Annotated in this window: 21 protein-coding genes; 14 read left to right on the forward strand and 7 right to left on the reverse strand. The window is 71.8% G+C overall.

All coding sequences use genetic code 11. The features are described 5' to 3' along the window. The first annotated feature begins 8 nt into the window (after positions 1-8). Complete coding sequence (locus tag FB453_RS27120) at positions 9-788, forward strand: HAD-IIA family hydrolase (RefSeq protein ID WP_112582967.1); 780 nt, start codon at positions 9-11, stop codon at positions 786-788. Between the two features lie 48 nt (positions 789-836). Here the strand turns inward: FB453_RS27120 and FB453_RS27125 are convergent, their stop codons facing one another. Beyond that, complete coding sequence (locus FB453_RS27125) at positions 837-1,631, reverse strand: hypothetical protein (RefSeq protein ID WP_112582968.1); 795 nt, start codon at positions 1,629-1,631, stop codon at positions 837-839. A 164-nt stretch (positions 1,632-1,795) separates the two neighbouring features. Continuing rightward, on the reverse strand, positions 1,796-2,371 hold the full coding sequence (locus FB453_RS27130; protein WP_363697203.1) for a TetR/AcrR family transcriptional regulator: 576 nt from the start codon (positions 2,369-2,371) through the stop codon (positions 1,796-1,798). Positions 2,372-2,676: 305 nt separating this feature from the next. Here FB453_RS27130 and FB453_RS27135 point away from each other — a divergent pair, with 305 nt between their 5' ends. Then, a complete protein-coding gene (locus FB453_RS27135; RefSeq protein ID WP_145794802.1) occupies positions 2,677-3,489 on the forward strand; it encodes a DUF3097 domain-containing protein in 813 nt (270 codons plus the stop codon). Positions 3,490-3,510: 21 nt separating this feature from the next. Here FB453_RS27135 and FB453_RS27140 read toward each other — a convergent pair whose 3' ends face one another. Continuing rightward, the gene (locus FB453_RS27140; protein WP_145794804.1) at positions 3,511-4,812 is read right to left on the reverse strand and encodes a serine hydrolase domain-containing protein; all 1,302 of its coding nucleotides are present in this window, start codon (positions 4,810-4,812) and stop codon (positions 3,511-3,513) included. Positions 4,813-4,932: 120 nt separating this feature from the next. Here FB453_RS27140 and FB453_RS27145 point away from each other — a divergent pair, with 120 nt between their 5' ends. From FB453_RS27145 to FB453_RS27160, 4 genes are all read left to right on the forward strand, one after another. Beyond that, positions 4,933-5,406: an NfeD family protein gene (locus FB453_RS27145; protein ID WP_091403880.1), complete on the forward strand. Its 474-nt coding sequence runs from the start codon at positions 4,933-4,935 to the stop codon at positions 5,404-5,406. A 5-nt stretch (positions 5,407-5,411) separates the two neighbouring features. Continuing rightward, positions 5,412-6,518: an SPFH domain-containing protein gene (locus tag FB453_RS27150; protein WP_112603416.1), complete on the forward strand. Its 1,107-nt coding sequence runs from the start codon at positions 5,412-5,414 to the stop codon at positions 6,516-6,518. 152 nt (positions 6,519-6,670) lie between these two features. Continuing rightward, positions 6,671-7,438, forward strand: coding sequence for a hypothetical protein (locus FB453_RS27155; protein WP_145794806.1), 768 nt, complete (start codon positions 6,671-6,673; stop codon positions 7,436-7,438). Between the two features lie 261 nt (positions 7,439-7,699). Next, positions 7,700-9,901, forward strand: a complete 2,202-nt coding sequence (locus FB453_RS27160) for a transglycosylase domain-containing protein (RefSeq protein ID WP_486480488.1) — start codon at positions 7,700-7,702, stop codon at positions 9,899-9,901. 38 nt (positions 9,902-9,939) lie between these two features. Here the strand turns inward: FB453_RS27160 and FB453_RS27165 are convergent, their stop codons facing one another. Next, the gene (locus FB453_RS27165) at positions 9,940-11,829 is read right to left on the reverse strand and encodes a thiamine pyrophosphate-requiring protein (RefSeq protein ID WP_486480489.1); all 1,890 of its coding nucleotides are present in this window, start codon (positions 11,827-11,829) and stop codon (positions 9,940-9,942) included. Between the two features lie 50 nt (positions 11,830-11,879). Between FB453_RS27165 and FB453_RS27170 the strand changes: the two genes are divergently transcribed. Genes FB453_RS27170 through FB453_RS27180 form a run of 3 tightly spaced genes read left to right on the forward strand, consistent with a single transcriptional unit; the run spans position 11,880 to position 16,155 of the window. Next, the gene (locus tag FB453_RS27170; RefSeq protein WP_486480493.1) at positions 11,880-12,728 is read left to right on the forward strand and encodes a TrmH family RNA methyltransferase; all 849 of its coding nucleotides are present in this window, start codon (positions 11,880-11,882) and stop codon (positions 12,726-12,728) included. 47 nt (positions 12,729-12,775) lie between these two features. Further along, positions 12,776-14,227, forward strand: coding sequence for an argininosuccinate synthase (gene argG, locus FB453_RS27175; protein ID WP_145794814.1), 1,452 nt, complete (start codon positions 12,776-12,778; stop codon positions 14,225-14,227). A gap of 56 nt (positions 14,228-14,283) precedes the next feature. Next, positions 14,284-16,155: a PucR family transcriptional regulator gene (locus FB453_RS27180; RefSeq protein WP_486480490.1), complete on the forward strand. Its 1,872-nt coding sequence runs from the start codon at positions 14,284-14,286 to the stop codon at positions 16,153-16,155. A gap of 133 nt (positions 16,156-16,288) precedes the next feature. Here the strand turns inward: FB453_RS27180 and FB453_RS27185 are convergent, their stop codons facing one another. Further along, a complete protein-coding gene (locus FB453_RS27185; RefSeq protein ID WP_145794818.1) occupies positions 16,289-17,638 on the reverse strand; it encodes a MurL-like N-terminal domain-containing in 1,350 nt (449 codons plus the stop codon). Positions 17,639-17,720: 82 nt separating this feature from the next. Here FB453_RS27185 and murD point away from each other — a divergent pair, with 82 nt between their 5' ends. Beyond that, positions 17,721-19,067, forward strand: coding sequence for a UDP-N-acetylmuramoyl-L-alanine--D-glutamate ligase (gene murD, locus FB453_RS27190; RefSeq protein WP_145794820.1), 1,347 nt, complete (start codon positions 17,721-17,723; stop codon positions 19,065-19,067). Between the two features lie 48 nt (positions 19,068-19,115). Here the strand turns inward: murD and FB453_RS27195 are convergent, their stop codons facing one another. Beyond that, a complete protein-coding gene (locus tag FB453_RS27195) occupies positions 19,116-20,084 on the reverse strand; it encodes a hypothetical protein (RefSeq protein ID WP_145794822.1) in 969 nt (322 codons plus the stop codon). 85 nt (positions 20,085-20,169) lie between these two features. Between FB453_RS27195 and FB453_RS27200 the strand changes: the two genes are divergently transcribed. From FB453_RS27200 to FB453_RS27215, 4 genes are all read left to right on the forward strand, one after another. Then, positions 20,170-21,042 (forward strand): hypothetical protein, encoded by an 873-nt coding sequence (locus FB453_RS27200; protein WP_145794824.1) that lies wholly within the window; start codon positions 20,170-20,172, stop codon positions 21,040-21,042. A 32-nt stretch (positions 21,043-21,074) separates the two neighbouring features. Beyond that, a complete protein-coding gene (locus FB453_RS27205) occupies positions 21,075-21,893 on the forward strand; it encodes a hypothetical protein (protein ID WP_145794826.1) in 819 nt (272 codons plus the stop codon). A gap of 147 nt (positions 21,894-22,040) precedes the next feature. After that, the gene (locus FB453_RS27210; RefSeq protein ID WP_145794828.1) at positions 22,041-23,339 is read left to right on the forward strand and encodes an aspartate aminotransferase family protein; all 1,299 of its coding nucleotides are present in this window, start codon (positions 22,041-22,043) and stop codon (positions 23,337-23,339) included. Beyond that, on the forward strand, positions 23,336-24,823 hold the full coding sequence (locus tag FB453_RS27215) for a CoA-acylating methylmalonate-semialdehyde dehydrogenase (RefSeq protein WP_145794830.1): 1,488 nt from the start codon (positions 23,336-23,338) through the stop codon (positions 24,821-24,823). The genes FB453_RS27210 and FB453_RS27215 overlap by 4 nt, the downstream gene beginning before the upstream one ends. Here the strand turns inward: FB453_RS27215 and FB453_RS27220 are convergent. Beyond that, positions 24,795-26,195 carry an acyltransferase family protein gene (locus FB453_RS27220; RefSeq protein WP_145794832.1) on the reverse strand — a complete coding sequence of 467 codons (1,401 nt, stop codon included), beginning with the start codon at positions 26,193-26,195 and terminating at the stop codon, positions 24,795-24,797. The genes FB453_RS27215 and FB453_RS27220 overlap by 29 nt on opposite strands. Positions 26,196-26,250: the final 55 nt, after the last annotated feature.

Here is a 26,250-nt window from a genome sequence, read left to right on the forward strand (position 1 = left end):
GGATCATCATGCATGACCGTAAGCCCGTGCAGAGTTGGCTGACCGACATGGACGGCGTGCTGGTGCACGAGGGCCAGCCGGTGCCCGGCGCGCCGGAGTTCATCAACCGGATGCGCGCCTCCGGCAAGCCGTTCCTGGTGCTGACCAACAACTCGATCTACACCCCGCGGGACCTGACGGCCCGGCTCAGCCGGATGGGGCTGGACGTGCCGGAGGAGTCGATCTGGTCCTCCGCCCTGGCCACCGGCCAGTTCCTCGCCGACCAGCGGCCGGGTGGCACCGCGTACGTCATCGGTGAGGCCGGGCTGACCACGGCGCTGCACGCCGTCGGCTACGTGCTGACCGACTTCGCCCCCGACTACGTGGTGCTCGGCGAGACCCGCACCTACAGCTTCGAGGCGATCACCAAGGCCGTCCGCCTGATCAACGACGGTGCCCGGTTCATCTGCACCAACCCCGACGTGACCGGCCCGTCCGTGGAGGGCGCGCTACCCGCCGCCGGCTCGGTCGCCGCCATGATCTCCAAGGCGACCGGGGTCGAGCCGTACTTCGTGGGCAAGCCCAACCCGATGATGATGCGCTCGGCGCTCAACACCATCAACGCGCACTCGGAGAGTACCGCGATGATCGGTGACCGGATGGACACCGACATCCTGTGTGGCCTGGAGGCTGGGCTGGAGACCATCCTGGTGCTCACCGGGATCAGCACCCGCACCGAGGCGGAGCGTTACCCGTACCGCCCGTCCCGGATCGTCAACTCGGTAGCGGACCTGCTCGACGAGGTCTGACCTGCCCCGGTCGGCTCCGTGCCGGCGGTGCTCCGTGCGGTTGTCCGATCAGGGGCGCAGGGGAGCGTTGCAGGCGGCCACCAGCGCCTGCCGGCAGGCAGCGGTCAGGGGGCGAAGTGCCGCGTCCCGTTGCTGCGCCTCGTAGTTGTTGATCGCCCCGCCCGGGGCGGAGTGCCCGGCCAGCGCGAGCACGCGGTCGAGCACCGCGGCCCGGGCGAAGAGCCGACGGGCCCGCGGGTCGAAGCCCGGTGGCAGGTCGGTGGCGCCGTCCGGACGGCGGAGCGCGGCCAGCGCACCGGCCAACTCGGGCCGCCACTGGGCCACGTCGAGTCGGGTCAGGGCGGCGGTCGTCTCGGCCAGCGCGGCGGCCAACTCGGCCTCCGCCTCGGCCGCGCCAGGCAACGACAGTGACGCGGCGGCGGCGTTGGCCGGCAGCGGGTAGACCCGCCACAGCACCGTCTCGAAACAGTCTCCGGAGCCGGAGGTGTGCAGCCGCACCTGGGGAATCAACCCGAGCCCGCCGGCGACCACCGCCTCGCCCGTGACCAGCGCCGCACCGGCGAAGTCGCCGGGGCCGGGCAGACCCCTCGGGTCGCCCGGCGCGGGCAGCACCAGGCGGATCTCGTCCGGGGAGAGCTTGGCCAGGGTGGGCAGCGCGGCGCCCAGCGGGACGTCGGTCCAGGTGCCCGGGGCGTCCGCAACGAGGTGTTCCTCGTCGCCGGCGATGGCGTCGGCGACCTCGTCGTAGGGCACCAACCCGGCGCGCCACGCGCGCACCCAGGCAACGAACCGGCTGGACCGGCGCGGCGCGAGTGTGGCCGCGCCCGTTGCGGGGGTGGACATGCCGAAAGGGTACGTGGTCACGACCGGCCCTGTCTCGGCTGCCGCTCCGGTCGCCCGGCCTGCCCCCAACTGCCCCCTTCGCCCGATCCTCGGCCGCTGGCACGGTCAACTCGTCCGCCCGGGCCGGCGGCCCCGTGACCGTGTCCCGCGTACCTCCCCGTGCGCTAACGCACCCGCAAGCCCGCGATGACGAGTCCGACCATGAGGCGCGCGTCGTAGTCAGGGCTGTCGGCACCGATGCAGAGATTGCCGATGCCGTGCATCAGGACGAGGGCGTCTATGCCAGCAATGATCTCGCCCGCTGTGCTGGCGGCGTCGAGCAGTTCGGCGCAGACGGGGACGAGCCGGTCGAGGAAGTAGGCGTGCAGCGTCTGGAAGGCGGAGTCGTCGGACCGCATCGCCTCGGCGAGGCCGTGCTTGGTGACCAGGAAGTCGACGAAGAGGTGGATCCAGCTCGCCAGGGCGGCGTGCGGTGTGGCGCTCTCCGTCAACAGCACCGGGCCCGCCTCGGCGCATGCCTCGACCTGGTGTCGGTACACCGCGACGATCAGATCGGCCCGCGTCGGGAAGTGGCGGTAGATCGTTCCGACACCGACGCCCGCCCTGGCGGCGATGTCGCGTACCGGCGCGTTGACTCCGGAGACGACGAATGCCGCAGCGGCCGCCTCCAGTAGCGCCGTCTCGTTGCGCCGCGAATCAGCCCGCTGCTTCCGCGGGACGCCCGACTCCGTGCCGGTCACCGTTGCCTCCGTCACACCCCTTGGAAAACGGAACCATGTTCCGTATGTTCGCTTTAACGGAACCAAGTTCCGCATATGCAGCATGCCAGAACGGCAAGGCAACACCAAGTCACGGGGGGCGGTCATGCACGGATTGCCAGAGCCCACCGGGCCGGACTGGTTCACCGACGCGTACCACCTGAGCCCGGGCGGCAAGAGCGCCCTGGGCCGACTCGAATCCACCCCATGATCGAGACACTGGTGGGGTGTGGGTGGGGCGGTGTGTCGGGGGGCGGGGTGATGGTGGGGGAGTTAGCGTGATCGACATGGCGGCGCGATACGGCGAGGACGTGTTGGCGGGCGACTGGCGACGGCGCAAGGTCACCCCCGAGGTGGACGCCGAACCGGATCTCGTGGTTGAGGATGCCGACTCCGGGTTCTGCGGAGCGGTGGTGGGCTTCGAGGCCGGCGCGGTGGTGTTGGAGGACCGGCACGGTAAGCGGCGCAACTTTCCGCTGCTGCCGGCGGCGTTCCTGCTCGACGGCCGTCCGGTGACGCTGCGCCGCCCGACCCGCGCGGCGGTGCCGACGGCCCGTCGGCGGACCGCGTCCGGCTCGGTCGCCGTGGACAACGTCCGGGCCCAGGTGGCGAAGGCCAGCCGAATCTGGGTGGAAGGCATCCACGACGCCGCGCTGGTCGAGCGGATCTGGGGCGACGACCTACGGATCGAGGGTGTGGTGGTCGAGCCGTTGGACGGCATCGACGCTCTCGACGCCGAGGTGCGCAACTTCGGCCCCGGCCCGACCCGACGACTCGGCGTGCTCGTCGACCACCTGGTGCCGGGCAGCAAGGAGAGCCGGATAGTCGCCCGGGTGAACTCGCCGCACGTGCTGGTTACCGGGCACCCCTACGTGGACGTGTGGCAGGCGGTGAAGCCGGCCGCGTTGGGCATCGCGGCCTGGCCGGTGGTGCCGCCGGGGCGACCGTGGAAGGAGGGGGTCTGCGCGGCCCTCGGGGTGGCCGAGCCGGCCGACATGTGGCGGCACATCCTGTCCCGGGTGAACAGCTTCGCCGACGTGGAGACCCCTCTGATCAACGCCATGGAACGCCTCATCGACTTCGTCACCGAAGCCCCCTGACCCGCCCGATCCTTCCGGGGGTCAGGGAACCTCGTCGGGGCTGCGCGTGAAGACGAACGTGGCGATGTCGATCGCCGCCGCCCGTCCGTTGTCGTCGCGCAGCACCGACAGGATCTCGCCGTTCTCCGGGCCGGAACGTCCCCGCCAGCGGTCCGTTCCCTCGGCGGTGAACCGGCTCACCCGCTCACCGCGTACGTGGGCCACCAGGTCACCCGCGTCCCAGCTCAGGTCCAGCGAAGTGCCCATCCACCACCAGCGGCCGGTCAGCTCGGCCAACTCGGCATCCGGCGCGGCGGTGGCCGGCCGCCACGGCTGCGGGAACGCCGGCTCGGCGTCCAGCACGGTGGTCAGCAGTTCGCGGCCGAGCCCGGTGATCGGGAAGCCGTACGAGTTGGCGAAACCGACCACTGCGGTACGGGTTGGCCGGTGCACCAGGAGGGCGGCCACGTACCCGGGCATCGAGCCGCCGTGCCCGACGTACACGCGCTCGCCGTCGCGGTAGAGCTCCAGCCCCAGGCCGTGCCCGCCGGTCCAGGAGTCCAGGTCGCTGATCACCACGGGGGCGCACATCTCGGTCAGCGTCTCGGCGGCCAGCACCGCCGGGTCGGGGTCGGCCAGGAACGCGGCCCAGCGGCCCAGGTCCTCGATAGTCGACCAGAGCTGCCCGGCGGGGGCCATGGCGCCGGTGTCGGTGCGGGGTTCCTCGCGCAGCGTGCCGTGCCAGGGGTGGACGACGTAGCCGCGCGCGTACGGCTCGGTGGCCGCGTAGGTGGTGCGACGCAGGCCCAGCGGGGTGAGGATCCGTTCGTCGAGCAGGTCGGCCCAGGGTGACCCGGTGAGCCGTTCGAGCAACCCGCCGAGCAGCCCGTACGCCAGGTTGGAGTAGTGGTAGGCGCGGTGCGGCGGGTAAGCGATCTTGTCGGCGTCGACCTCGGCGAGCAGGGTGGTGAGGTCGACCCCCGCCGCCCGCTCCCACCAGTCGCCCTCCGGTTCGCGTTGGATGCCGCTGGCGTGGCCGAGCAGTTGGCGCACTGTGAGCTCGCCCACACCGGTGCCCGGCAGGTGCTGCTCCAGCCGGTCGTCCAGGGCCAGTCGGCCGGCGTCGCGCAACTGCATGATCAGGGTGGCGGTCATCGTCTTGCTGATCGAGCCCACCCGGTACTGCAGGTCTACATCCGGGCGGGGGTGGTCGCCGGCGACGGCCACATGCGCCAGCGTGCCATCGCGGACCACGCCCAGCACCAGCGACGGGGTGTGACCGTCGGCCTGTGCCTGGGCGACCCGGGTGTCGATCTGTCGGGCGGTCTCGGGGAGCACTGTCAACGGGATCTCCTCGGGTCGGGCCGCCGATCGTGGTGTTTCTGACGGGCCGGAAAGGGTCTCGCAGAGCCTACTGATCTTCACGGGAAGGTCGCGCGTGCATTTGCGTGTCACGATTGGGTGGTGGACGCCGTGGTGTGGATCGTTTTGGGTGTGCTGCTGGCCGTCGCCGAGATTTTCACGACGACGCTATTTCTGATCATGTTCGGGGCCGGTGCGTTCGCCGCCGCCGGTGCGGCCGCCCTGGGCGCGCCGGTCGCCGTGCAGGCGCTGGTCTTCGCGGTGGTGTCGGCGCTGAGCCTGGTGGTGGTCCGACCGGTTATCCGGCGGCACAGCCGCTCCGCGCTGGAGAGTGGCGAGCAGCCGTTCGGCGTGGAGGCGATCGAGGGCTCCACGGCGCTGGTGCTGGAACGGGTGGACGCCGAGCAGGGTCTCGTCAAGATCGACGGTGAGTTGTGGAGCGCCCGGTCGTACGACACGACACAGGTCTACGACCCCGGTCAACGGGTTCGGGTGATAAAGGTCCGGGGCGCTACTGCCCTGGTGTGGCAGGACGATGTTTCTTCCGCCGGCGAGCTGCCGGAATCGAGAGGGTGAACGGAATGACCTTAATCGGGGTGGTGGTGATCGCGGTGGCGTTGATCGCCGTGATAACGCTGGCCAAGGCTGTGCGGATCGTGCCGCAGCAACGTCAGGACGTGGTGGAACGGCTCGGCAAGTACAAGCGCACCCTCAGCCCCGGCCTCAACCTGCTGGTGCCGTTCATCGACGCGGTCCGTACCAAGGTCGACATGCGGGAGCAGGTGGTCAGCTTCCCGCCGCAGCCGGTGATCACCTCGGACAACCTGGTGGTCTCGATCGACACGGTCCTCTACTTCAAGGTGGTCGACTCGGTCCGGGCGACCTACGAGATCTCCAGCTTCCTCCAGGCCATCGAGCAGCTGACCGTCACCACGTTGCGTAACGTGATCGGTTCGCTCGATCTGGAGCGGGCGTTGACCAGCCGGGACGAGATCAACCGGCACCTCTCGGGTGTGCTGGACGAGACCACCGGCCGCTGGGGCATCAAGGTGACCCGGGTCGAGATCAAGGCGATCGAGCCGCCGGCCAGCATCCGCGACTCCATGGAGAAGCAGATGCGCGCCGAGCGGGACCGTCGTGCGGCGATCCTGACCGCCGAGGGGCACAAGCAGTCGGTGATCCTCACCGCCGAGGGTGACAAGCAGTCGGCGGTGCTGCGGGCCGACGGTGACCGGCAGGCCCGGATCCTGCAGGCTGAGGGTCAGGCGAAGGCGATCCGGACGGTCTTCGACGCGATCCACCAGGCCAACCCGAGCCAGAAGGTGCTCGCCTACCAGTACCTGCAGGCTCTGCCGCAGATCGCCCAGGGCAGCGCCAACAAGGTCTGGATCATCCCGGCCGAGTTGACCAAGGCCCTGGAGGGGATGGGTGGCGCGCTCGGTGGGCTGAGCCAGATGGTGGGGGATCTGCCCGCACCGGAGGCCGCGGACCAGGCGAGCCAGGTCGAGCGCGAGGCCGCGGAGGCGGCCCAGGCCGCGGCGGACGCCGCCCAGCAGATCCACGACGAGGTACGCGTCGCCGAGGCGCAGGCCACCGGCGGCAAGGGGTCGAAGGGGTTGCCCGCGCCGGAGCCGGTGTCGCCGACCAGCCTCGTCGAGGACCCGGCCGACCAGCGCGAGCGCGGCTGATCCTGTACGCCGGCCACCCGGTCGGCTAAATACGAGAAAGACTCATGGGGCGCTCCGACGCCTGCCACGATCGGTCCTAGGACGGGTGGTGACCAGGCAATCGGGGCGCCCCGGCGCGTCGGTGCACCGCTCGACGACGAGCGAGGTGATGCATGAAGGATCCGGCGAATCGGATGTGGTCCTCGGCCCCGGTGCCCGGCGCGCACGACCCGGTCGCCCCGCTGGGCTCCCGGCGCGGCGGTGGCGGGTTCGGCGTACTGCCCTTCGTCGGCGAGCCGACCCCGGGCGCCCCCGCCACGAACGCCAGTTGGGCCTGGTCGGTGCGTCGGTTCGCGCGAGCGGCGGTCTGGCTGCTGCCCGCGTACGCCATCCTCTACGGCGCGGTGGCGATGGCCAGCGACGGAGGGGTGGGCAACGACCCCTATCCGGCCGACGGCCGGGCGGTGTACCTGATCGGTTGGGTGGCCGCGGTCTGGCTCGGCCTGCTCGCGTTGCTGGCCCTCACCGGGCTGCTGGCCGCGACCCGCAGCCGCCGGGTGGCCGCCGCCGGCCTGCTGGTCAGCATCGCCGGCACCGTGCTGATGCTGCCGTTCGCCGGGTTCGAGGAGCAGACGCCGGTCTTCGGCGCCACCGCGCGGTCGCTGGTCCTGCTCGGCGCAACGTTCTACAGCGCGGGCTGGTTCCTCACCGGGTGGGCGGTGGCCCGCTCGGGCACCTTCAGCCTCGGCGACGGCGTCATGCTGATCATCGCCGCGCCGCTGCTCGGCCTCGGCGGTGCCCTGATCGGATCGTTGCAGACCTTCGGCGCGATCTTCGTGCTGATCGCCGGCATCGGCATCGGCTACCGCTCCGGCCGCCTGATGCCCCGCGAAACCGCCAGAGACGCCGCCTCCGCCAGCCTGAGCACCCCAAACCCCTAACCCACCCACCCCACCTGACCCACCCCACCCACCCCGCCTTCGGCCCGACCCTCGCCCAGCCCCGGTGATCATGAGGTTGGCGGGCGATTCCGTGATCAAACCTCCCGCTAACCCCATGATCACCGGGGTGTGAGTCGGAGCGGAAGCGGGAGCGGAACTGGGGGGCGGGGGTGGGAGTTGGCTGGTGGGTGGGGGTGAAGTTGCTGACAATTGGCCGGTGGGGGTGGTCGGTTGGCGGCTTTCATGGCAATCCTGGGGAGCATGGCCGCCCCCCGCTCGCCGCTGTCGCGGCTGTTCACCGTGCTGCTCGCCGGCGTGTTGGCCGGGCTTGTCCTGGCAGTCGCCGCGCTGCCGGGCAACCTGCTGCTCGGGCTCACCGCCCGCTCCGCGCTCGGGTCGTACGCCGCGTTGCCGGCCTCGCTGAAGACCCCGGCCACGCCGCAGCGTTCGTACCTCTACGCCAACGACGGCAAGACGCTGATCACCACGTTCTACGACGTGAACCGCACCGACGTCCCCCTGTCGGAGATCGCCCCGGTCATGCGGCAGGCGATCGTGGCGGCCGAGGACCGGCGCTTCTACGACCACGGTGGCGCCGACCTGCGCGGCCTGGCCCGGGCGCTGGTGGCCAACGTCAAGGGTGGCGGCACCGAACAGGGCGGCTCGACGCTGACCATGCAATACGTCCGTAACGTACTCAAGACCGACCCCACCCGCACCGCCGAGGAGCGCGCCGCCGCCACCGATCCCACCGTGGGCCGCAAGATCCAGGAGATCCGGTACGCGAGCGCGCTGGACAAGAGCCTCGGCAAGGACGAGATCCTCGACCGGTACCTGAACATCGCCTACTTCGGCTCCGGCGCGTACGGGATCGCGGCGGCCAGCCAGCGGTACTTCGGCAAGCCTCCGGCGCAGTTGACCCTCGCCGAGTCGGCCCTGCTGGCCGGTCTGGTGCAGTCCCCGGACGCGTACAGCCCGATCAGTGGCGACAAGGACGAGGCGCTGGCCCGCCGGTCGTACGTGCTGGACTCGATGGTCGCCACCAACGCGATCACCGCCGCGCAGGCCGCCCAGGCCAAGGCGGAGCCGCTGGCCCTGCACCCCACCGCCCAGCCCAACGGCTGCACCGCCGTCTCCCAGGGCCACGACGACTGGGGGTTCTTCTGCGACTACCTGCGCCAGTGGTGGCTGACCCAGCCGGCCTTCGGGGCGACCGTCGCCGAGCGCGAGCAGGCACTGCGTTCGGGCGGCTACACAGTGGTCACCTCGCTGGACCCGAAGATCCAGGCCACCGCGCAGCAGCAGGCCACCAAGGTCTACGGGTACGACAACAAGCGCGCCCTGCCGATCGCGGCGGTTCAGCCGGGCACCGGGCGGGTGCTGGCGATGGCGGTCAACCGGCACTACAGCCTCGCCGAAAACCCGGGCGGGCAGGCGAACCACCCGAACACCGTCAACCCGCTGATCTCCGGCGGAGCCAGCGTCGACGGGTACCAGGCGGGTTCCACGTTCAAGCTGTTCACGATGCTCGCCGCGCTGGAGTCGGGCCGTACCCTCTCCACCGGTTTCGACGCGCCCGCCAAGCTGCCCACCCGGTACGCCGCCGAGGGGCCGGGCAGCTGTGACGGCCACTGGTGCCCGGCGAACGCCAACCCGGACTGGATGGACGGGTACCGGATGATGTGGGACGGCTTCGGCCGCTCGGTGAACACCTATTTCGTCTGGCTGGCCGAGCAGGTCGGCCAGGACAAGGTGGTCCAGATGGCGCAGCGGCTCGGCATCACGTTCCGCGCCGACTCGGACGCCAACTTCGCCAAGAACAACGCCGCGAACTGGGGTTCGTTCACCCTCGGCGTGGCGGCCACCACTCCGCTGGACCTGGCCAACGCGTACGCCACGGTGGCCGCCGAGGGCACCTACTGCACACCGGTGCCGGTGGTCTCGGTGACCGGCGCGGACGGCACGAAGGTGCCGGTGGGGCAGCCCTCCTGCAAGCGGGTGCTCGACGCCGACGTCGCCCGTGCCGCGACCGACGCGGCCCGCTGCCCGGTGGGTCAGCAGTCGGCGTTCGGGCAGTGCAACGGTGGCACCGCCACCGGTGTGAACGACATTCTCGACGGCCGACCGGTGGCTGGTAAGACGGGTAGCTCGGAGCAGAACTCCACCGAGACGTTCGTCGGCTTCACCCCGCAGGTCGCGGTGGCCGGTATCGCCGCCAACCCGGACGACCCGGCCGACTCGGTGGGGTCGGCGGTGCAGACCAAGGTGATCGACGCGGTCGCCCGGGTCATCGCCACCGCTGTGAAGGGCCAACCGGAGAAGGCCTTCGTCGCACCGAGCCGTGAGCTGGCCGGCGACGCGCGCCGCCCGGTGGAGCGCCCAACGGTCCCGGAACGCCGGCAGGACCCCACCACCGACGACCCCCGCTCAGCCCTCCAACGCTGGCTGGACCGCCGAGGCTGACCACCCGCCCTCTCGCCCGCACCCGCCCGCGGGGCGGGTCAGCGGTCGTGACGCCGGGGGCGGTAGCTGGCCAGGGTGGCGGGGAGGCCGCGGCGGATGATTCCGGCCCAGTCGGTGTCGCCGCGTAGCACCGCCGCGGCGGTCTTGCGGGCCTGCTCGACTGTGAAGTGCGGTGGCAGCATCAGCTCCGCCGGGTCGACCAGGGCGTTGATCACCACCGGCCGGTCGGCGGTGAGCGCGCGGTCCCAGACGTTGCGCACCTGATCCGGTGAGTCGATCAACTCGCCGTGCAGCCCGAGCACCTCCGCCCACTGGTGGTAGGCGATGTCCGGCAACTGCTGGCTGTCCGGGAACATCGGCGTCCCCTCGGTGGAGCGCTGTTCCCAGCTGACGAACGCCAGATCCCGGTTGTTGAGCACCAGCACCACGAAGCGCGGGTCGGCCCAGCTGCGCCAGTACTTCGCAACGGTGATCAGCTCGTTGACGCCGTTCATCTGCATGGCGCCGTCGCCGATCAAGGCGACCAGCGGCCGGTCCGGGTGGGCGAACTTGGCGCTCAACGCGTACGGCATGGCACCACCCATGGACAGCAGCGTGCCGGAGAGGCTGGCCAGCATGCTGGGGCGTACCTGGATGTGTCGGGCGTACCAGGCGGTGGTGGTGCCGCAGTCGACAGCGAGCAGCACGTCGTCGGGCAGCCGCTCGTTCAGCGTGTGGAAGAGCAACTGCGGGTTGACCGGGTCGGCGGCCTGCTCGGCCAGGTCGTGCTGCACCCGGCGCCACGCCGAGGTGGCCTCGGCGACCTCCGCCCGCCAGGCGGTCGGCCCGGGGCCGGGGCCCAGTTCGTTCAGCAACGCCCGCAGTGTGGGGCGGGCGTCGCCGGTCAGGTTCACCTCGGTCGGGTACCGCAGCCCGAGCTGGGTGCCGTCCAGGTCGATCTGCACCGCGCGGGCCTGCCCGGGCTGCGGGTAGAACTCCGAGTACGGCATGTTGCTGCCCACGATCAGCAGCCGGTCGCAGCCGCTCATCAGCTGCCAGCTCGGTCGGGTGCCGAGCAGCCCGATCGCGCCGGTCACCCACGGTTCGCGGTGGTCGACGGCGGTGAAGCCGAGCAGCGCGGTGGCCACGCCGGCCCCGAGCCGGTCAGCGATCTCGCGGACCTCGTCGCGCGCGCCGAGAGCGCCCTGACCGACCAGCATGGCAACCCGTTGCCCGCCGCGCAGCACCTCGGCCGCCCGGCGCACGTCCGCCTCCGGCGGCACCGTCGGCGTGCTGCTCGGCGCGTTGCTGGTCTGGTAGTAGCCGTGGGCGTGCGGCGGGTTCGGTACGGCCGGCTCGTCCTGCAGGTCCAACGGCAGGATCAGGGCCGTGACGGTACGCCGGGCCAGCGCCGTCCGGCACGCCCGGTCGACCAGGTGGCGTACCTGCGCCGGGTGATCGAGCTGGGCCAGGAACGCCGCTGCCACGTCCTTGTAGAGGGCGAGCAGGTCGACCTCCTGGTAGTAACCGCCGCCCTCGGCGGTGGTCGCGGTGTGACCGACCAGGGCGACCACCGGCTGGTGGTCGAGCTTCGCGTCGTACAGGCCGTTGAGCAGGTGGATGGCGCCCGGCCCGCTGGTGACCAGCGCGCAGCCCAGCGGCCCGCCGCCGTACTTGACGTGCGCGGAGGCGGCGAAGCCGGCGGTCTCCTCGTGGCGGACCTGGACGAACTGGGCCCGCCCGTTGGTGCGTTGCAGCGCGGAGGTGAGACCGTTGATGCCGTCGCCGGGATAGCCGAAGTAGCGGTGTACGCCCCAGCTGAACAGTCGCGACACGATGTGGTCAGCGACGGTCGGACGCCGGGGCAGGGCGCCCGCTTCGCCCGCCGTGGTGTCGTCTGCGCTCACCTGGCTGGTCCTTCCCGTCGCGTCCCGATGTCCGTCGGCCATTCCCCTTCTTCTTCGGACAAAACACCCCGTCGGACGGGCGTCGGGGCGCACTGCTCCGCGTCCGGCAGAATCGTCGGGTGCCCGTCCACGAGATCACCGACCCTGACGACGACCGGATCGCCGACTACCGGGCGCTCACCGACGTCGAGCTGCGCACCCGCTGGGAACCACCGCACGGCCTGTTCATCGCCGAGGGGGAGCTGGTGCTGCGCCGGGCGCTGCGCGCGGGCTATTCGGCCCGGTCGTACCTGGTCGACGCCAAGCGGGTCGACCAGCTCGCCGACCTGGACACCGGCGACGCGCCGGTCTACGCAGCGACCCAGGATGTGCTGCAACGGGCCACCGGCTTCCACGTACACCGGGGGGTGCTGGCGTCGTTCCACCGCCGGCCGCTGCCGACGGCGGCCGAGGTGCTCGCCGCCGCGCGCCGGGTCGTGCTCCTGGAGGACGTGAACAACCACACCAACCTCGGTGCGGTCTTCCGGGGTGCCGCCGCGCTCGGCATCGACGCGGTGCTGCTGTCGCCGTCCTGCGCCGACCCGCTGTACCGGCGCAGTGTGCGGGTCAGCATGGGTGAGGTCTTCGCGATGCCGTACGCGAAGCTCGACCGCTGGCCCGAGGGCCTGGACCAGGTACGGGAGGCCGGCTTCACAGTGCTCGCCATGACGCCCGCGCCGGACGCCGTACCGATCCAGCGGTTGACCCCGGCGCAGCGCGAGCGGGCGGCGCTGCTGCTCGGCGCCGAGGGGCCCGGCCTCACCGCGGCGGCCCAGGCCGCCAGCGACGTGCGGGTGGTCCTTCCGATGCGCCGCGGCGTGGATTCGTTGAACGTGGCCGCTGCGGCGGCGGTGGCGTTCTGGGAGCTGGGCCGCGAGGATCCGCCGTTCGGCGGCGAGTAGACCGCATCGGCTTGCATGGCCATGCGTTCTATTGCATAATTTTCCCCGTGTCCAAGGTTCTCACCTCCCTGCCCACCGGCGAACGTGTCGGCATCGCCTTCTCCGGCGGCCTCGACACCTCGGTCGCGGTCGCGTGGATGCGCGACAAGGGCGCCATTCCCTGCGCCTACACCGCCGACATCGGCCAGTACGACGAGCCCGACATCGCGTCGGTGCCCGGCCGTGCGCTCAGCTACGGCGCCGAGGTCGCCCGCCTGGTCGACTGCCGCGCCGCCCTGGTCGAGGAGGGCCTGGCCGCCTTGACCTGCGGCGCCTTCCACATCCGCACCGGCGGGCGGGCGTACTTCAACACCACCCCACTGGGCCGCGCCGTGACCGGCACCCTGCTGGTGCGCGCGATGGTCGCCGACGACGTCCAGATCTGGGGCGACGGCTCGACCTTCAAGGGCAATGACATCGAGCGGTTCTACCGGTACGGCCTGCTGGCCAACCCGATGCTGCGCATCTACAAGCCGTGGCTCGACACCGCCTTCGTCACCGAGCTGGGTGGGCGTAAGGAGATGTCCGAGTGGCTGCTCGAACGCGGCCTGCCCTACCGGGACAGCACCGAGAAGGCGTACTCGACCGACGCCAACATCTGGGGTGCCACGCACGAGGCGAAGACCCTGGAGCACCTCGACACCGGCATCGAGACGGTCAACCCGATCATGGGCGTCCGCTTCTGGGACCCGTCGGTGGAGATCCCGACCGAGGACGTCACCATCGGCTTCGACCAGGGCCGCCCGGTCACGATCAACGGCAAGGAGTTCGGCAGCGCCGTCGACCTGGTGCTGGAGGCCAACGCCATCGGCGGTCGGCACGGCCTGGGCATGTCGGACCAGATCGAGAACCGGATCATCGAGGCCAAGAGCCGGGGCATCTACGAGGCGCCCGGGATGGCGCTGCTGCACTACGCGTACGAGCGGCTAATCAACGCCATCCACAACGAGGACACCCTGGCGAACTACCACAACGAGGGTCGCCGCCTCGGTCGGCTGATGTACGAGGGCCGCTGGCTGGACCCGCAGGCGCTGATGCTGCGCGAGTCGTTGCAGCGGTGGGTTGGCACGGCGGTCACCGGCGAGGTGACGTTGCGGCTGCGTCGGGGCGAGGACTACTCGATCCTGGACACCACCGGCCCGTCGTTCAGCTACCACCCGGACAAGCTGTCGATGGAGCGTACCGAGGACTCGGCGTTCGGCCCGTCGGACCGGATCGGCCAGCTCACCATGCGCAACCTGGACATCGCCGACTCGCGGTCGAAGCTGGAGCAGTACGCCTCCCTCGGCCTGGTCGGTGGCGGGAACCCGCAGCGGATGATCGGGGCCGAGCAGGCCGCCTCGACCGGGTTGATCGGCGCGATGCCCGAAGGCGGCGCGGAAGCCATCGCCTCCCGGGGCGTCGCCTCGGCGGAGGACGAGGCGCTCGACCGCGCCGCGATGGAGTTCGGCGTCGACTGACCCCTCTCGCCGGTGGCAAGTCGAGTTCCGGCGTCACGGACGGTAGCGTGTCGGCCGTGTTCCCTACCGTCCGTGAGGTCCTCGCCCTGGACCCGGTCCGCCACGGCGCGCCCCGCGTGGTCGCCGGCGACGAGGGGCTGGACCGACCCGTCCGGTGGGTGCACGTCGCCGAGGTGCCGGACATCGCCACCCTGCTCGGAGGTGGCGAACTGGTGCTCACCACCGGCATCGGTCTGCCCGGGGACGACGCCGGGTTGCGCGCGTTCATCGGTGATCTCGCCGACGTCGGAGTCTCCGGACTCGTCGTCGAGCTGGGCCGCCGGTACCTCAGCGGTGTGCCGCGGGTGATGGCCGCCGCCGCCGAGCGGCGTGGGCTGCCCCTGGTGGAGCTGCGCCGGGCCACCCCGTTCGTCCGGATCACCGAGGCGGTGCACGCGCTGATCGTCGACGCGCAGCTCACCGAGCTGCGCGCCACCGAGGAGATCCACCAGCGGTTCAACGACCTGTCCGTCGAGGGCGCCGACGCCACCGAGGTAATCCGACAGGCCGCCGAGCTGTCCGGTTGCCCCGTGGTGCTGGAGAACCTGTCCCGGCAGGTGCTCGGGTACGACCCGGCGGGCGAGAGCGCTGAGCTGCTGCTGGACGGCTGGGAGCAGCACTCCCGGCGGATCCGCCCGGCCGGGCGGACCGCGTACGACCCGGACAGCGGTTGGCTGGTGACCACCGTCGGTGCCCGGGGGCAGGACTGGGGTCGGCTGCTGCTGCGCTGGCCAGCCAGCGGCGACGTGCCCAGCGCCCAGGCCGTCGAATCGAACGCCGGCTCGCCCACCCGGCTCACCATCCTGATCGAGCGGGCCGCGTCCACCCTCGCGCTGGGCCGGCTGATCCGCCGCGACGCCGAGGGCTTGGAGCGACAGATCCATCGCACCCTGCTCACCGCGCTGCTCGACCACTCCCGCCCGGTGGACGAGGTGGGGCTGCGGGCCAAGGCGCTCGGCGTGGTGCTCGACCGGCGGCACCTGGTCGGCGTGATGGTCCGGCACCGCGCCGACGACCCCGCCGGGGAGGTCGGCCCCGAGGCCGGCCAGGCCCGGCTACGTGATCTCTCCGAGGCGGTCGGCCAGGCTCTGCGGGAGGCGAAGCTGACCGCGCTGACCAGCGCCGTCGACGACAACTCGGTGGGCGCGCTGCTGGCCCTGCCGGACCCGGCCGCCGAGGACCGCGCGCTGTCCGCGTTCGCCAGCGCCCTTCGTCGGGTACGCCTCGACGCCGGCACCGGCCGACCGGCACCCGGTGTCGAACCGGCGCGGAATGCCTCCGGCGTCGACGCGTCCCGTCCCGCATCCGACGCTTCCCGTGCGGCGGTCGGCGCCGATCCGGCCCGCCCTGGCTTCGGCGTAGATCCGTCCCGCGCGGTGTTCGGCGTCGAGGCCGCTCGGTCGGGGGTCGGTGTCGACCCGCTCCGGGGTGCTGGTCCGGGTGGCGTGATCGTGGCCGCCGGCTCCGGGGTGGGCACCCTGCGGGAGGCCCGACGGTCGCTGGTCGAGGCGCGGCAGATCGCCGAGGCCGCCCGGCGTGACCGGCGTGACCTGCCGATCTTCCGGCTGCCGCACGTGGGTCTGGCCGGGCTGCTGCACCTGCTGCGCGACGAGCCCCGCCTGCAGACGTTCGTGGAGCGTGAACTCGGCGCGCTGTTGGAGTACGACGCCCGGCACCCCCGGGAACGGCTGCTCGACACCCTGCGCGCCTACCTGGAGCAGGGGCGCAACAAGTCGGCCGGTGCCGCCGCCGCCCACCTGTCCCGGCCGGCCTTCTACGAACGCCTGGCCCGGATCGCTCGCATCCTCGACGTGGACCTGGATTCGGTAGAGGCCAGCCTCTCCCTACACGTAGCCCTGCTGGCCCTGGAAGCAGTCCGCACCCCCTAACCCCCCGCCCCCACCCCACCGCCTGCGGTGATCAAGAGGTTTGCGTCAGAAATCGCGCACGCGATGACGCAAACCTCTTGATCACCGGGGCAAGAGGCCGGTGGGAACGCCGGGGGAGAGGGTGGGGTGGGGTTTAGGTGAGGGAGTTTAGTGCTTTTGCGTAGGTGGGGGGGATGTGGTTGGGGCCGCCGGGGGTGAAGACGTCCGAGTTCGCCACCGCGGACCAGGCCGTCTCCGGGACGGCGTCGACCAGGGCCTGGATCACCGGGGCCTCGCGCCACTGGTCCTGCTCGGCGAGCAGGCCGAGCGCCACCACCGACTCCTCGACCTCGCCCACGCACTCGAACGGCTTGTGCCCGTCCACCCCCAGCAACTCGCGGTAGCCGGGGATCTGCGACTCGTCGGCCAGCAGGTCGCCGCCGAAGATGTGGGTGACCCGCTCCCGCGGCATGAACGGCGCCATGGCCAGGAAGACGAAGCGGCACTTCGGGCAGTCACGGCACCAGCGCTCACTCGCGTTGCGCAGCTTGAACGCCTGGTTGCAGCTGGTCACCACGTCGTCGTACCGGGTGAACTCGGCGAACAGCCGGGCGATGTGCAGCTCGGACAGCGAACGCAGCAGGGAGAAGTACGGGTCGGTCAGGCCGGCGTGCTCGGCCAGCGACGCCCGCAGCAGCCCCTCCGCCTCGACGCCCTTGGACCACTGGTGGTTGATCTCGTGGCCGTTCCAGACCAGGTTCGGGTCGGACGCCGAACGCTCGTTGGACATCACCACCGGGCCCAGCCCGTGCAGGACGGCGGTGGCCACGGCGATCAGGGAGTTGATGGCGGTGACCGGGATGTGCCCGTTCAGCGCGCCGGCCGCGTTCAGGTCGAACAGCACCGGGTCGATGCGCCGCCGGGCGGCCAGCGGGACCAGCCCGGACGCCTCGTTGACGGCGACGATCACGTGGTTCGGGTTGACCGAGAACGGCACCGGGTCCAACTCGGCGCGGCGCAGTGCCTCCAGGCTGACGATCGAGTCCTTACCGCCGCCGACCGCCGAGAGCGGGCGACGGTCCGAGTCGTCGTACACCCGGGGTGACTCCGGCGTGCCGGCCGGCACCTCCGGGCGCAGGTCCAGCACGTGCGGCAGCTGGTTGCGGTACGCGTACTCCGCGAGGCCCCTGGTGTAGACGGCCGTGACGTAGTCGACGGTGGCCGCGCCCAGCGGCGCCGGCAGCACGAGTCGGGGCGGCGCGGCGGCCTTGTAGTAACTGACCCCGGCGACGAGGTGCAGCACCTCCAGCACCCGGTTGAGGGTCGCCACCGTCTCGTCGGAGGGCGGCTCCGCCGGCAGCGGAAGTGTGATCACCTCGGTGAACCGCTGCTCACCGGCCGGGCCGGTCAGAGCGTAGTCGAACAACACCTCGCCGGTGGCGAAGTCGATCGAGTAGGACGGGAAGGTGAAGGCGTCCATCCGCCGGAGCTGCTCGTTGGGCACACGCCATACTAGGCCCTGGTTCGTCCGGCCGTGTCCGGACCGGGCCCGCCCTGCCGCCGCCGTGACCCACGAGGAGAGCCCCGTGCGCCTTTCTGACCTGCGCGGACGTACCGTCGCCGTCTGGGGCACCGGTCGGGAGGGCCGGGCCGCTGTGACTGCCATCGCCGCGCACGGCCCGGCCGAGCTGGTCGCCGTGGACGACAGCGCGAACTTCCTGTCGCTGCCCTGGGACGGCCCGCTGGCCGAGGCGGCGCCGCTGGTCACCGGCGAGGCAGGCTTCGAACGGCTGGCCGCCGCGGACGTGGTGGTCCGCTCCCCGGGCGTGCCGCAGACCCACCCGTGGCTGATCGAGCTGCGCCGGCGCGGGATCCTGGTGACCCAGGGCACCGCGTTGTGGATGGCCGACCACGCCGCGCGCACCGTCGGGGTCACCGGCAGCAAGGGCAAGAGCACCACCTCCAGCCTGATCAGTCACCTGCTCACCGCGACGGGGCGGCCGAACGTCTTCGGCGGCAACATCGGGGTGCCGACCCTGGACCTGCCGGAGGCGGAGCTGTACGTGTTGGAGTTGTCCAGCTACCAGTGCAGCGACCTCACCGACTCGCCCCGGGTGGCGGTGGTCACCGCGCTCTTCCCCGAGCACCTGGACGCGCACGGTGGGGAGCGGGAGTACTACCGGGACAAGCTCAACCTGCTCGCCCACGACCCGCAGACGATCGTGGTCAACGGCGGCGACCCGCGCCTCGCCGCGGAGCTGGGTGAGCTGCCGGCGGTCCGCGCCGGTCGCTCCGACACCACCCACGTCGCCACCGGCGCCGACGGCACGCAGTGGTTCCACTTCGGTGACCAGCCGCTCTTCCCGCGTGCGGTGCTGCCGCTGGTCGGCCGGCACAACGAGGGCAACCTTTGTGTCGCGCTCGCCGTCCTCGACGCGCTCGGCGTGGACGTGGTGGCCGGTAAGGACCACCTCGCCGTCGCGGTCGCCGAGTTCCAGGGGCTGGCCCACCGGCTCACCGAGATCACCGACCCGTCCGGGCTGACGTTCGTCGACGACACCCTGGCCACCAGCCCGTACGCGGCGATGCACGCCATCGACGCGTACGACGGGCGGCCGTTGACGGTGATCGTCGGGGGCAACGACCGGGGTCTGGACTACACGCCGTTGGCCGAGCACCTGGCCGAGCGGGAACTGACCGTGATCGGGATTCCGGACAGCGGCACCCGCATCGTCGAGGTGCTCGCTGGCCTGCCGAAGGTGCGTACCGAACTGGTCGACGACCTGGTGGACGCGGTCCGGCTGTCCCGTGAGGTGACGCCGGCCGGCGGGGTGGTGCTGCTGTCCCCGGCCGCACCCAGCTACGGCCGGTTCCGCAACTTCGAGCACCGTTCCGAGGTCTTCGCCCAGGCCGTCGCCGACACCGCCCGCTGAGCCCGGCTCAGCGGCGGGTCCAGGCCTCCCACGTCAGCGCCTCCCACGTCAGCGCGGGTGAAGCCCGGCGTGCAGGGCGCGCATCGAGCGGATCGCCGACCGGATCTCCTGGAGGTAGCGCCCCGGCGTGAGCGTCTGCTCGGGCAGCACCGCCAGGTCGGTCAGCGTCGGGTCCACCCCGACCGTGTCGATGGCGCACCCGTACGGCACGGCCAGCGTGCGCAGCGCATCGCAGTGCTGGAACGGCACGTAGATCGGCGCGGTGACCATCAGGACCTTGTCGCCCGGCGCGAGCTGGACGTGGGCGGCCCAGAACCGCTGGGTGTCGGCGGTGTGGGCCCGCCGCTGGTCGGGTTCGCTGGACGGCGCGGCCAGCACCCGGATCGGCGGCAGCCCGTCTGGTCGGTAGGTCCGCGACGACCAGGAGTGGTGCGGGTGGCCGGCGTCGACGCCGTCCTGCTCGGCCGGGGCGGCCACCTCGAACACCCGGCGGACGGCCGTGTCCAGCACGTCCACCTCGGTCTCGTCGGCCGGTAGGCCCGCCTCGGCGAGCGTGCGGCGTTCCCAGTCCGACAGTGGCCGGAAGCTGCCCAGGACGGCGACCTCGCCGCTCACCGGTAGGCCGGCGCGGAGCAGGTGCGCGGCGTAGGCGACGCGGCGTACGCAGGCGTGTGCCAGGCCGCCGAGCACCACCAGGTGGGCGTACGCCGACCGGGCCGGCGGCACCGGGTGGATCAGCCCGAGCGCGGCAGCCGCGTTGAGCACCAGTGTCGCGGTGGCGCCGTCGAGGTCGGGCTCCCGGGCGTCGGGTCGTTCCCGGCCGTCCCGGAAGTCCCAGTGGCGGGCGGAGAAGTCGTCGAGGAAGCGGAGCACGTCGGTGAGGTCACCGTCGGGCCAGGTGCCGCCGAAGTGGGCGACGAGGCCGCGGAGCGGGGTGGAGCAGACCCAGGTTCGGATCTCCGCCGTGATCCGCTCGTCGTCCGTTCCGGTCGACGGCGCCGCGTCCGCTCTGTGCACAGCCGGATGCTACCGGCCCGCTGCGGCGGGGCCGGTGGTTGTGGTTGCTGTCTACGCTGGCGGGAGCGGCTGATTGGGGATCTTGATGACCCGTGACGTGGCCCGTCAGCGGTTACGGCAGAGTGGCGGCTCCACCGCGGGTTTCGTCCGGCTGGTGGCGCACACCGATCCGGTGGCGTTGGTCGGCATCACGCTGTCGATCACCCTCAGCATCGTGCTCGACCTCAGCAACGCCGCCTCCGGGGTGGAGTCGCTGTTGGCCGGCCTGATGGGCATCACCATCTCGCTGTTGGTCGACTCACTGGCCCGCGCGGAGCGCCGCTTCCACCTGCGCACCCTGTTGGACGGCCCGCCCTGGCTGGTCCGCACCACCACGGAGTTGGCCGGGGCCATCCGGGAGGCGGCCGAGCAGCACGCGGGCACCCGGGTCGCGGTGGAGGCGCAGCGGCGCTACGAGCAGTTCCGGTTGGAGGCCGAGCAGCTCGCCGACGGTCGGATCATCCGGCGCGGTGACGAGGACGAGGATCTGGTCGGCGCAACCCGCGCCTGCGTACGTCGGCTGGACGGGTTGACCAACGTGATGCCCCGGGTGAGCGGGGAGCTGAGCTGGTGGCGCAGTGAGATCGGCCGGCGCTACTGGGAGGCCAACGTGGAGGCCCTGCAAAGGGGTGTCCAGATCACCAGGGTCTTCGTCTACGCCACGCTGACCGACGACCTGTCCGCGCTGGTGGAGAAGCAGCGCGCGGCCGGGGCGCGGGTGGGTCTGCTGCCTCTCGGGGTGGTGAGTCCGCACCTGCACGTGAACTTGACACTCTGGGACGGGTCGAGCTGTTGGGAGGCCCACATGACCGCGCACGGCGAGATCGGCGAGAATCAGTTCTCGGTCAATCGGACGGACGTCGCTCGGCTCACCCGCGTGTTCGACCTCTGCGCGAACGCCGCGACCTTCCAGGACTGACGGCCCCCCATCGGGGCGGGAACGGGTGAGCCATGACGTGGAGCGCGGTCCTGCTGGTGACGGCCGTGGTGTGGGCGGTCAGCGTGATCCGCTCCGTCCGGCTCCGCGCGCTGGTCTACAGCCTGCCGCTGCCGATGACGCTCGCCCTGGTCACCACCGAGTACCGGGTGGACGGCGCGCAGATGCTCGGCGTGCTCGGGCTCAACCTTTTCTTCGTCACCGTGGCGGTCACCCACCAGCGGTGGCGTTGGCCGATCCTGCTCGCCGACGTCGCGGGGATCGCCGTCTACGTGGCGCTGAGCGCCGGCCTGTTGGCCGTCGACATTCCGTTCGAGATGGCCCTCGCCGGCACGCTCGTGCTCTGGCTGGCGGCCATCCTGTGGCTGCGCCGTCGCGCCCGCCAACGTGGGGCTTCCGTCGAGGAGGCGGCCGCCGTCGCGGAGACCCGCCCGGACGGGCTGCCGGTGTTGCTCAAGCTGGTGGTGATCTTCGTCGGGGCGGTCCTCACCGCGCTGCTCGGCGCCGTGCTGCGCGGCATGGTGGTGACGTTCCCGTACTCGGGGGTGCTGGTCGCCGTCGAGGCCCGCCGGCAGTTGGTCGAGTTCAGTCGGCACTTCGCCCGCAACAGCCTCGGGCTGGTCGGTTTCCTCGCCGCGTACCACTACCTTCAGGACGTCTCGTCGGCCGCGGCGCTGGGCGCCGGCTGGGCGGCCTTCGCGGTGGTAGCCGCCGCCCTGCACCTGCCGTGGCGCCCCGCCAGGTCGCGCACGCGCGAGCGGCGAGCCGCCCGCCGAGGGCACTGGGGTGGCCATACTGCGAATCGAGTGGAGACAGCCCGCAAGGGCTGCTGAAATCGGCGGTCAAGGCCGGTCATGGCCGTGGAAATCGTTGACGTGCTGTCAGGTCGGGACGTCCATGCGCTACAGGCTGACAGTTGTTCGCATCGGCCGGCGGTGGGAGCGTGCGGTATCCACGAACGCCGCTGAAGGGTTGCCACGATGACCGACGACCTGCTGGCCCGGCACCGGGCCGTGCTCCCGTCCTGGATGCCGTTGTACTACGCCGAGCCGCTCGAGTTGGTGTCCGGCTCGGGTCGCCGGGTCACCGACGCGCAGGGTCGCAGCTACCTGGACTTCTTCGGCGGAGTGCTGACCAACATGATCGGGTACGACATCCCGGAGATCCGGGAGGCCGTCGAGCGGCAGCTCGCCACCGGCATCGTGCACACCTCGACGCTCTACCTGATCCGTCAACAGGTGGAGCTGGCCGAGAAGATCGCCCAGCGCTCCGGCATCCCGGACGCCCGGGTGTTCTTCACCAACTCCGGCACCGAGGCGAACGAGGCTGCGTTGCTGGTCGCCACCAACCACCGCCGCTCGCACCAGATCCTGGCCGTGCGCAACAGTTACCACGGCCGGTCGTACGCGGCGATGGGCGTCACCGGCAACCGCAACTGGTCGGCCAGCGGCCTCAACCCGCTCCAGGTGGCCTGGCTGCACTCCGGTGACCGGGTGCGTGGCCTGCTGGCCCGGCTCAGCGTCGACGAGCAGGTCGATGCGGCGGTGGAGGACCTGCGCGAGGTGTTGGCCACCCAGACCGCCGGTGACGTGGCCGCGCTCATCGCCGAGCCGATCCAGGGGGTGGGCGGTTTCGTGCACCCGCCGGACGGGCTCTTCGCCGGCTGGAAGAAGGTCCTCGACGAGCACGGCATCCTGTTCATCGCCGACGAGGTGCAGACCGGCTGGGGGCGTACCGGGGAGCACTTCTGGGGTTACCAGGCGCACGGCGTCACCCCCGACCTGCTCACCTTCGCCAAGGGCATCGGCAACGGGTTCGCCCTGGCCGGTGTGGTCGGTCGGGCCGAGGTGCTGGAGTCGGTGCCGGCCATCAGCTTCTCCACCTTCGGCGGCAACCCGATCTCCACGGCGGCCGGCAACGCGGTGCTCGACTACCTGATCGCGCACGACCTCCAGGCGAACGCGGCCCGCGTCGGCGCGATCCTCGCCGACGGCCTGCGGTCCGCCGTGGGCGGGCTCGACTGCGTCGCCGAGGTACGCGGAAAGGGGCTGATGCTCGGCGTAGAGTTCGTCCGACCGGGCGGCAGTGAGCCGGATCCGGCCTTGACCAACCGGGTCTTCGAGGCCGCCCGGGACGGTGGCCTGCTGACCGGCAAGGGGGGCCTTCACGGCAACGTGCTGCGGATGGGCCCACCGTTGACGCTGACCGAGGAGGAGGCCCGTGAGGGCCTGGCGATCCTCGTCGACGCGGTCCGTTCGGCGGCGGGGGTGGCGGCATGAGCATCGGTCACTTCATCGACGGCAAGCGGGTGGGCGGCACGTCCGAGCGGCGCGGTGACGTGTTCGACCCGGCGACCGGTCGGCGTACCGCCGAGGTCGAGCTGGCCTCGACAGCGGACGTCGACGTGGCGGTGCAGGCCGCCGCCCGCGCGGCGCGGGCCTGGCGGGACGCGTCGCTGGCCCGGCGGTCCGCTGTGCTGTTCGCCTTCCGGGAGTTGGTGCACGCCCGGCGGGACCGGCTCGCCGAGGTGATCACCGCCGAGCACGGCAAGGTGCTCGCCGACGCCGCCGGCGAGGTGCAGCGCGGCCTGGAGGTCATCGAGTACGCGTGTGGCCTGCCGTCGGCGCTGCGCGGCGCGTTCAGCGAGAACGTGTCCACCGAGGTCGACTCGTACACCATCCGGCAGCCGCTCGGGGTGGTCGCGGTGATCTCCCCGTTCAACTTCCCGGTGATGGTGCCGCTGTGGTTCGTGCCGGTGGCGGTGGCCTGTGGTAACGCGGTGGTGCTCAAGCCGAGCGAGAAGGACCCGAGCGCGGCGCTGCTGCTGGCCGAGTGGTTCGCCGAGGCGGGCCTGCCCGACGGGGTGCTCAACGTGGTCAACGGCGACTCCGAGGCGGTCGACGCGTTGCTGGAGCACCCGGAGGTGCGGGCGGTGTCGTTCGTCGGCTCCACCCCGATCGCCCGGTACGTCTACCAGCGCGCAACGGCCGCCGGGAAGCGGGTACAGGCGCTCGGTGGGGCGAAGAACCACATGGTGGTGCTCCCGGACGCCGATCTGGACCTGGCCGCCGACGCGGCGGTCAACGCCGGGTTCGGCTCGGCGGGGGAGCGGTGCATGGCCATCTCGGTGGTGGTGGCGGTGGAGCCGGTGGCGGACGCGCTGGTCGAGCGGATCGCCGCGCGGGTGACCGGTCTGCGCACCGGCGACGGCCGGCGGGGCTGCGACATGGGCCCGTTGGTCACCGCCGCGCACGCGGCGAAGGTGCGCTCCTACGTGGACGCTGGTGTGGACTCTGGCGCGGTGGCGGTGGTGGACGGGCGGGACGTGACGCCGGACGGCGACCCGGACGGTTTCTGGCTCGGTCCGACGCTGTTCGACCGGGTGACCCCGGGCATGTCGATCTACACCGATGAGATCTTCGGGCCGGTGCTGAGCGTGGTCCGGGTCGGCTCGTACGACGAGGCGGTGGACCTGGTCAACGCCAGCCCGTACGGCAACGGAACGGCGATCTTCACCAACGACGGCGGGGCGGCCCGGCGCTACCAGCACGAGGTGGAGGTGGGCATGGTCGGGATCAACGTGCCCATCCCGGTGCCGATGGCGTACCACTCGTTTGGTGGCTGGAAGTCGTCCCTCTTCGGTGACCTGCACGCCCACGGCGAGGACGGGGTGCGCTTCTTCACCCGGGGCAAGGTCGTCACCAGCCGCTGGTTGGATCCGCGCCACGGCGGGGTCAATCTCGGGTTCCCCACCCAGACCTGAGCAGTCGCAGCACGCCCGCCCCGGCCAGGTACGCCACCAGCGCCGGGACGGGCGTGCCGAGCGGCTCCGGGGCCTGCTGCGGTGCGGTGCTGTTGACCAGCAGCGCGGCCACCACGGCGGCGTAGCCGGCCACCGCCAACGCCGACCGGGCCGGGGTGCCCCGGCCGGTCCGCCGCCCGGTGCGGTGCCGGCCGCTGCGCGCCTCCACCGGGCCGAAGATGGCGACCAGCACCACCAGGACGACGCTGAGCAGCAGCAACCAGGGCACCCGCCAGGCCCACCAGGCGGCCGTGTCGACCGCCGGGGTGGGCAGCGTCCCGACCGCGTCGAGCAACCCGATCAGCAGGATCGCGGCGGTCAGGTGCCAGAGGAAGACGGTCAGCACCACCAGGTTGACACCGATCACCAGCTGCCACGGCCGGCTGCGGCGCAGCAGCCGCTCCGCCGGGGCGCGCAGCAGCAGGATCAGACCGAGCTGACCGGCGGCGACGGCCAGCAACGCGAGGCTGGGCGGCGCGGCGTTGTCGAGCCGCTCGTCGGGCACCTTGAGCATGGCCACCGGCCAGGGGCCGAGCACTGTGAGCAGCAGCACCGCGCCCAGCCCGCCCGCCAGAAAGACCAGGCCGGCCCGGCGGGAGGTGGGCAGCCGCCGTCGGCGTACCCCCGGACGGTCGGGAGTCGACGGCCCGGCAGCGTCGGTCTCGGCAGGTGGCGGCGTGGCGCGGGCGTCGTGCCAGGCGAAGCCGAGCTGGTGGACGGCCAGCCAACCGAACAGGTAGTTGCCGTAGCTCAGCTCCTCCGGTCCGCTCAGCCGGCCGAGGTCGCCGAGGCCGACCACTGCGACGAGCGCCAGCGGCACGGCCAGGCCGAGGCGGCGGTGCAGCGCGTACATCGGTGGGGTGAGCACGACCGCCGCCAGGTAGGCGACCAGGAACCAGAGCGGAATGGTGGCGAACCAGAAGACCTCGCGGATCTGGATCGGGTCGGCCCCGAGCAGCCAGGCGACCGCCGCCGCGGCGGTGAGCACCAGCAGCAGCGTGCTGGTGGGGCGGACCAGGCGGGCGCTGCGGTCGATCAGCCAGCCGGCGGCGTTGCCGCCGCGAGCCCGCAGCCGGGTCAGCGAGGCCGCGTTGGCGTACCCCCCGACCAGGAAGAAGACCGGCATCACCTGGGCCAGCCAGGTCAGCGGGTACGCCCAGCGCAGCTCGCCGAGCGCGGAGCGCCCGGTGGCCTGCCCGCCGGGGTCGCGGCCGATCACCGTGACGCTCCAGTGTCCGAGAACGACCATGGTGATGGCGAGCGCGCGGAGCAGGTCGACGTACCGCTCCCGGCCGGCCGGGGTGCGCTCGGCGAGCTCGCGCAGGCGGCGCATCGCCCCAGGCTATGCGACCCGGGGCTGGCCGGTGGTGATAACGGTTCGGCTGCCG

Source organism: Micromonospora sp. CNZ322, assembly GCF_007827755.1.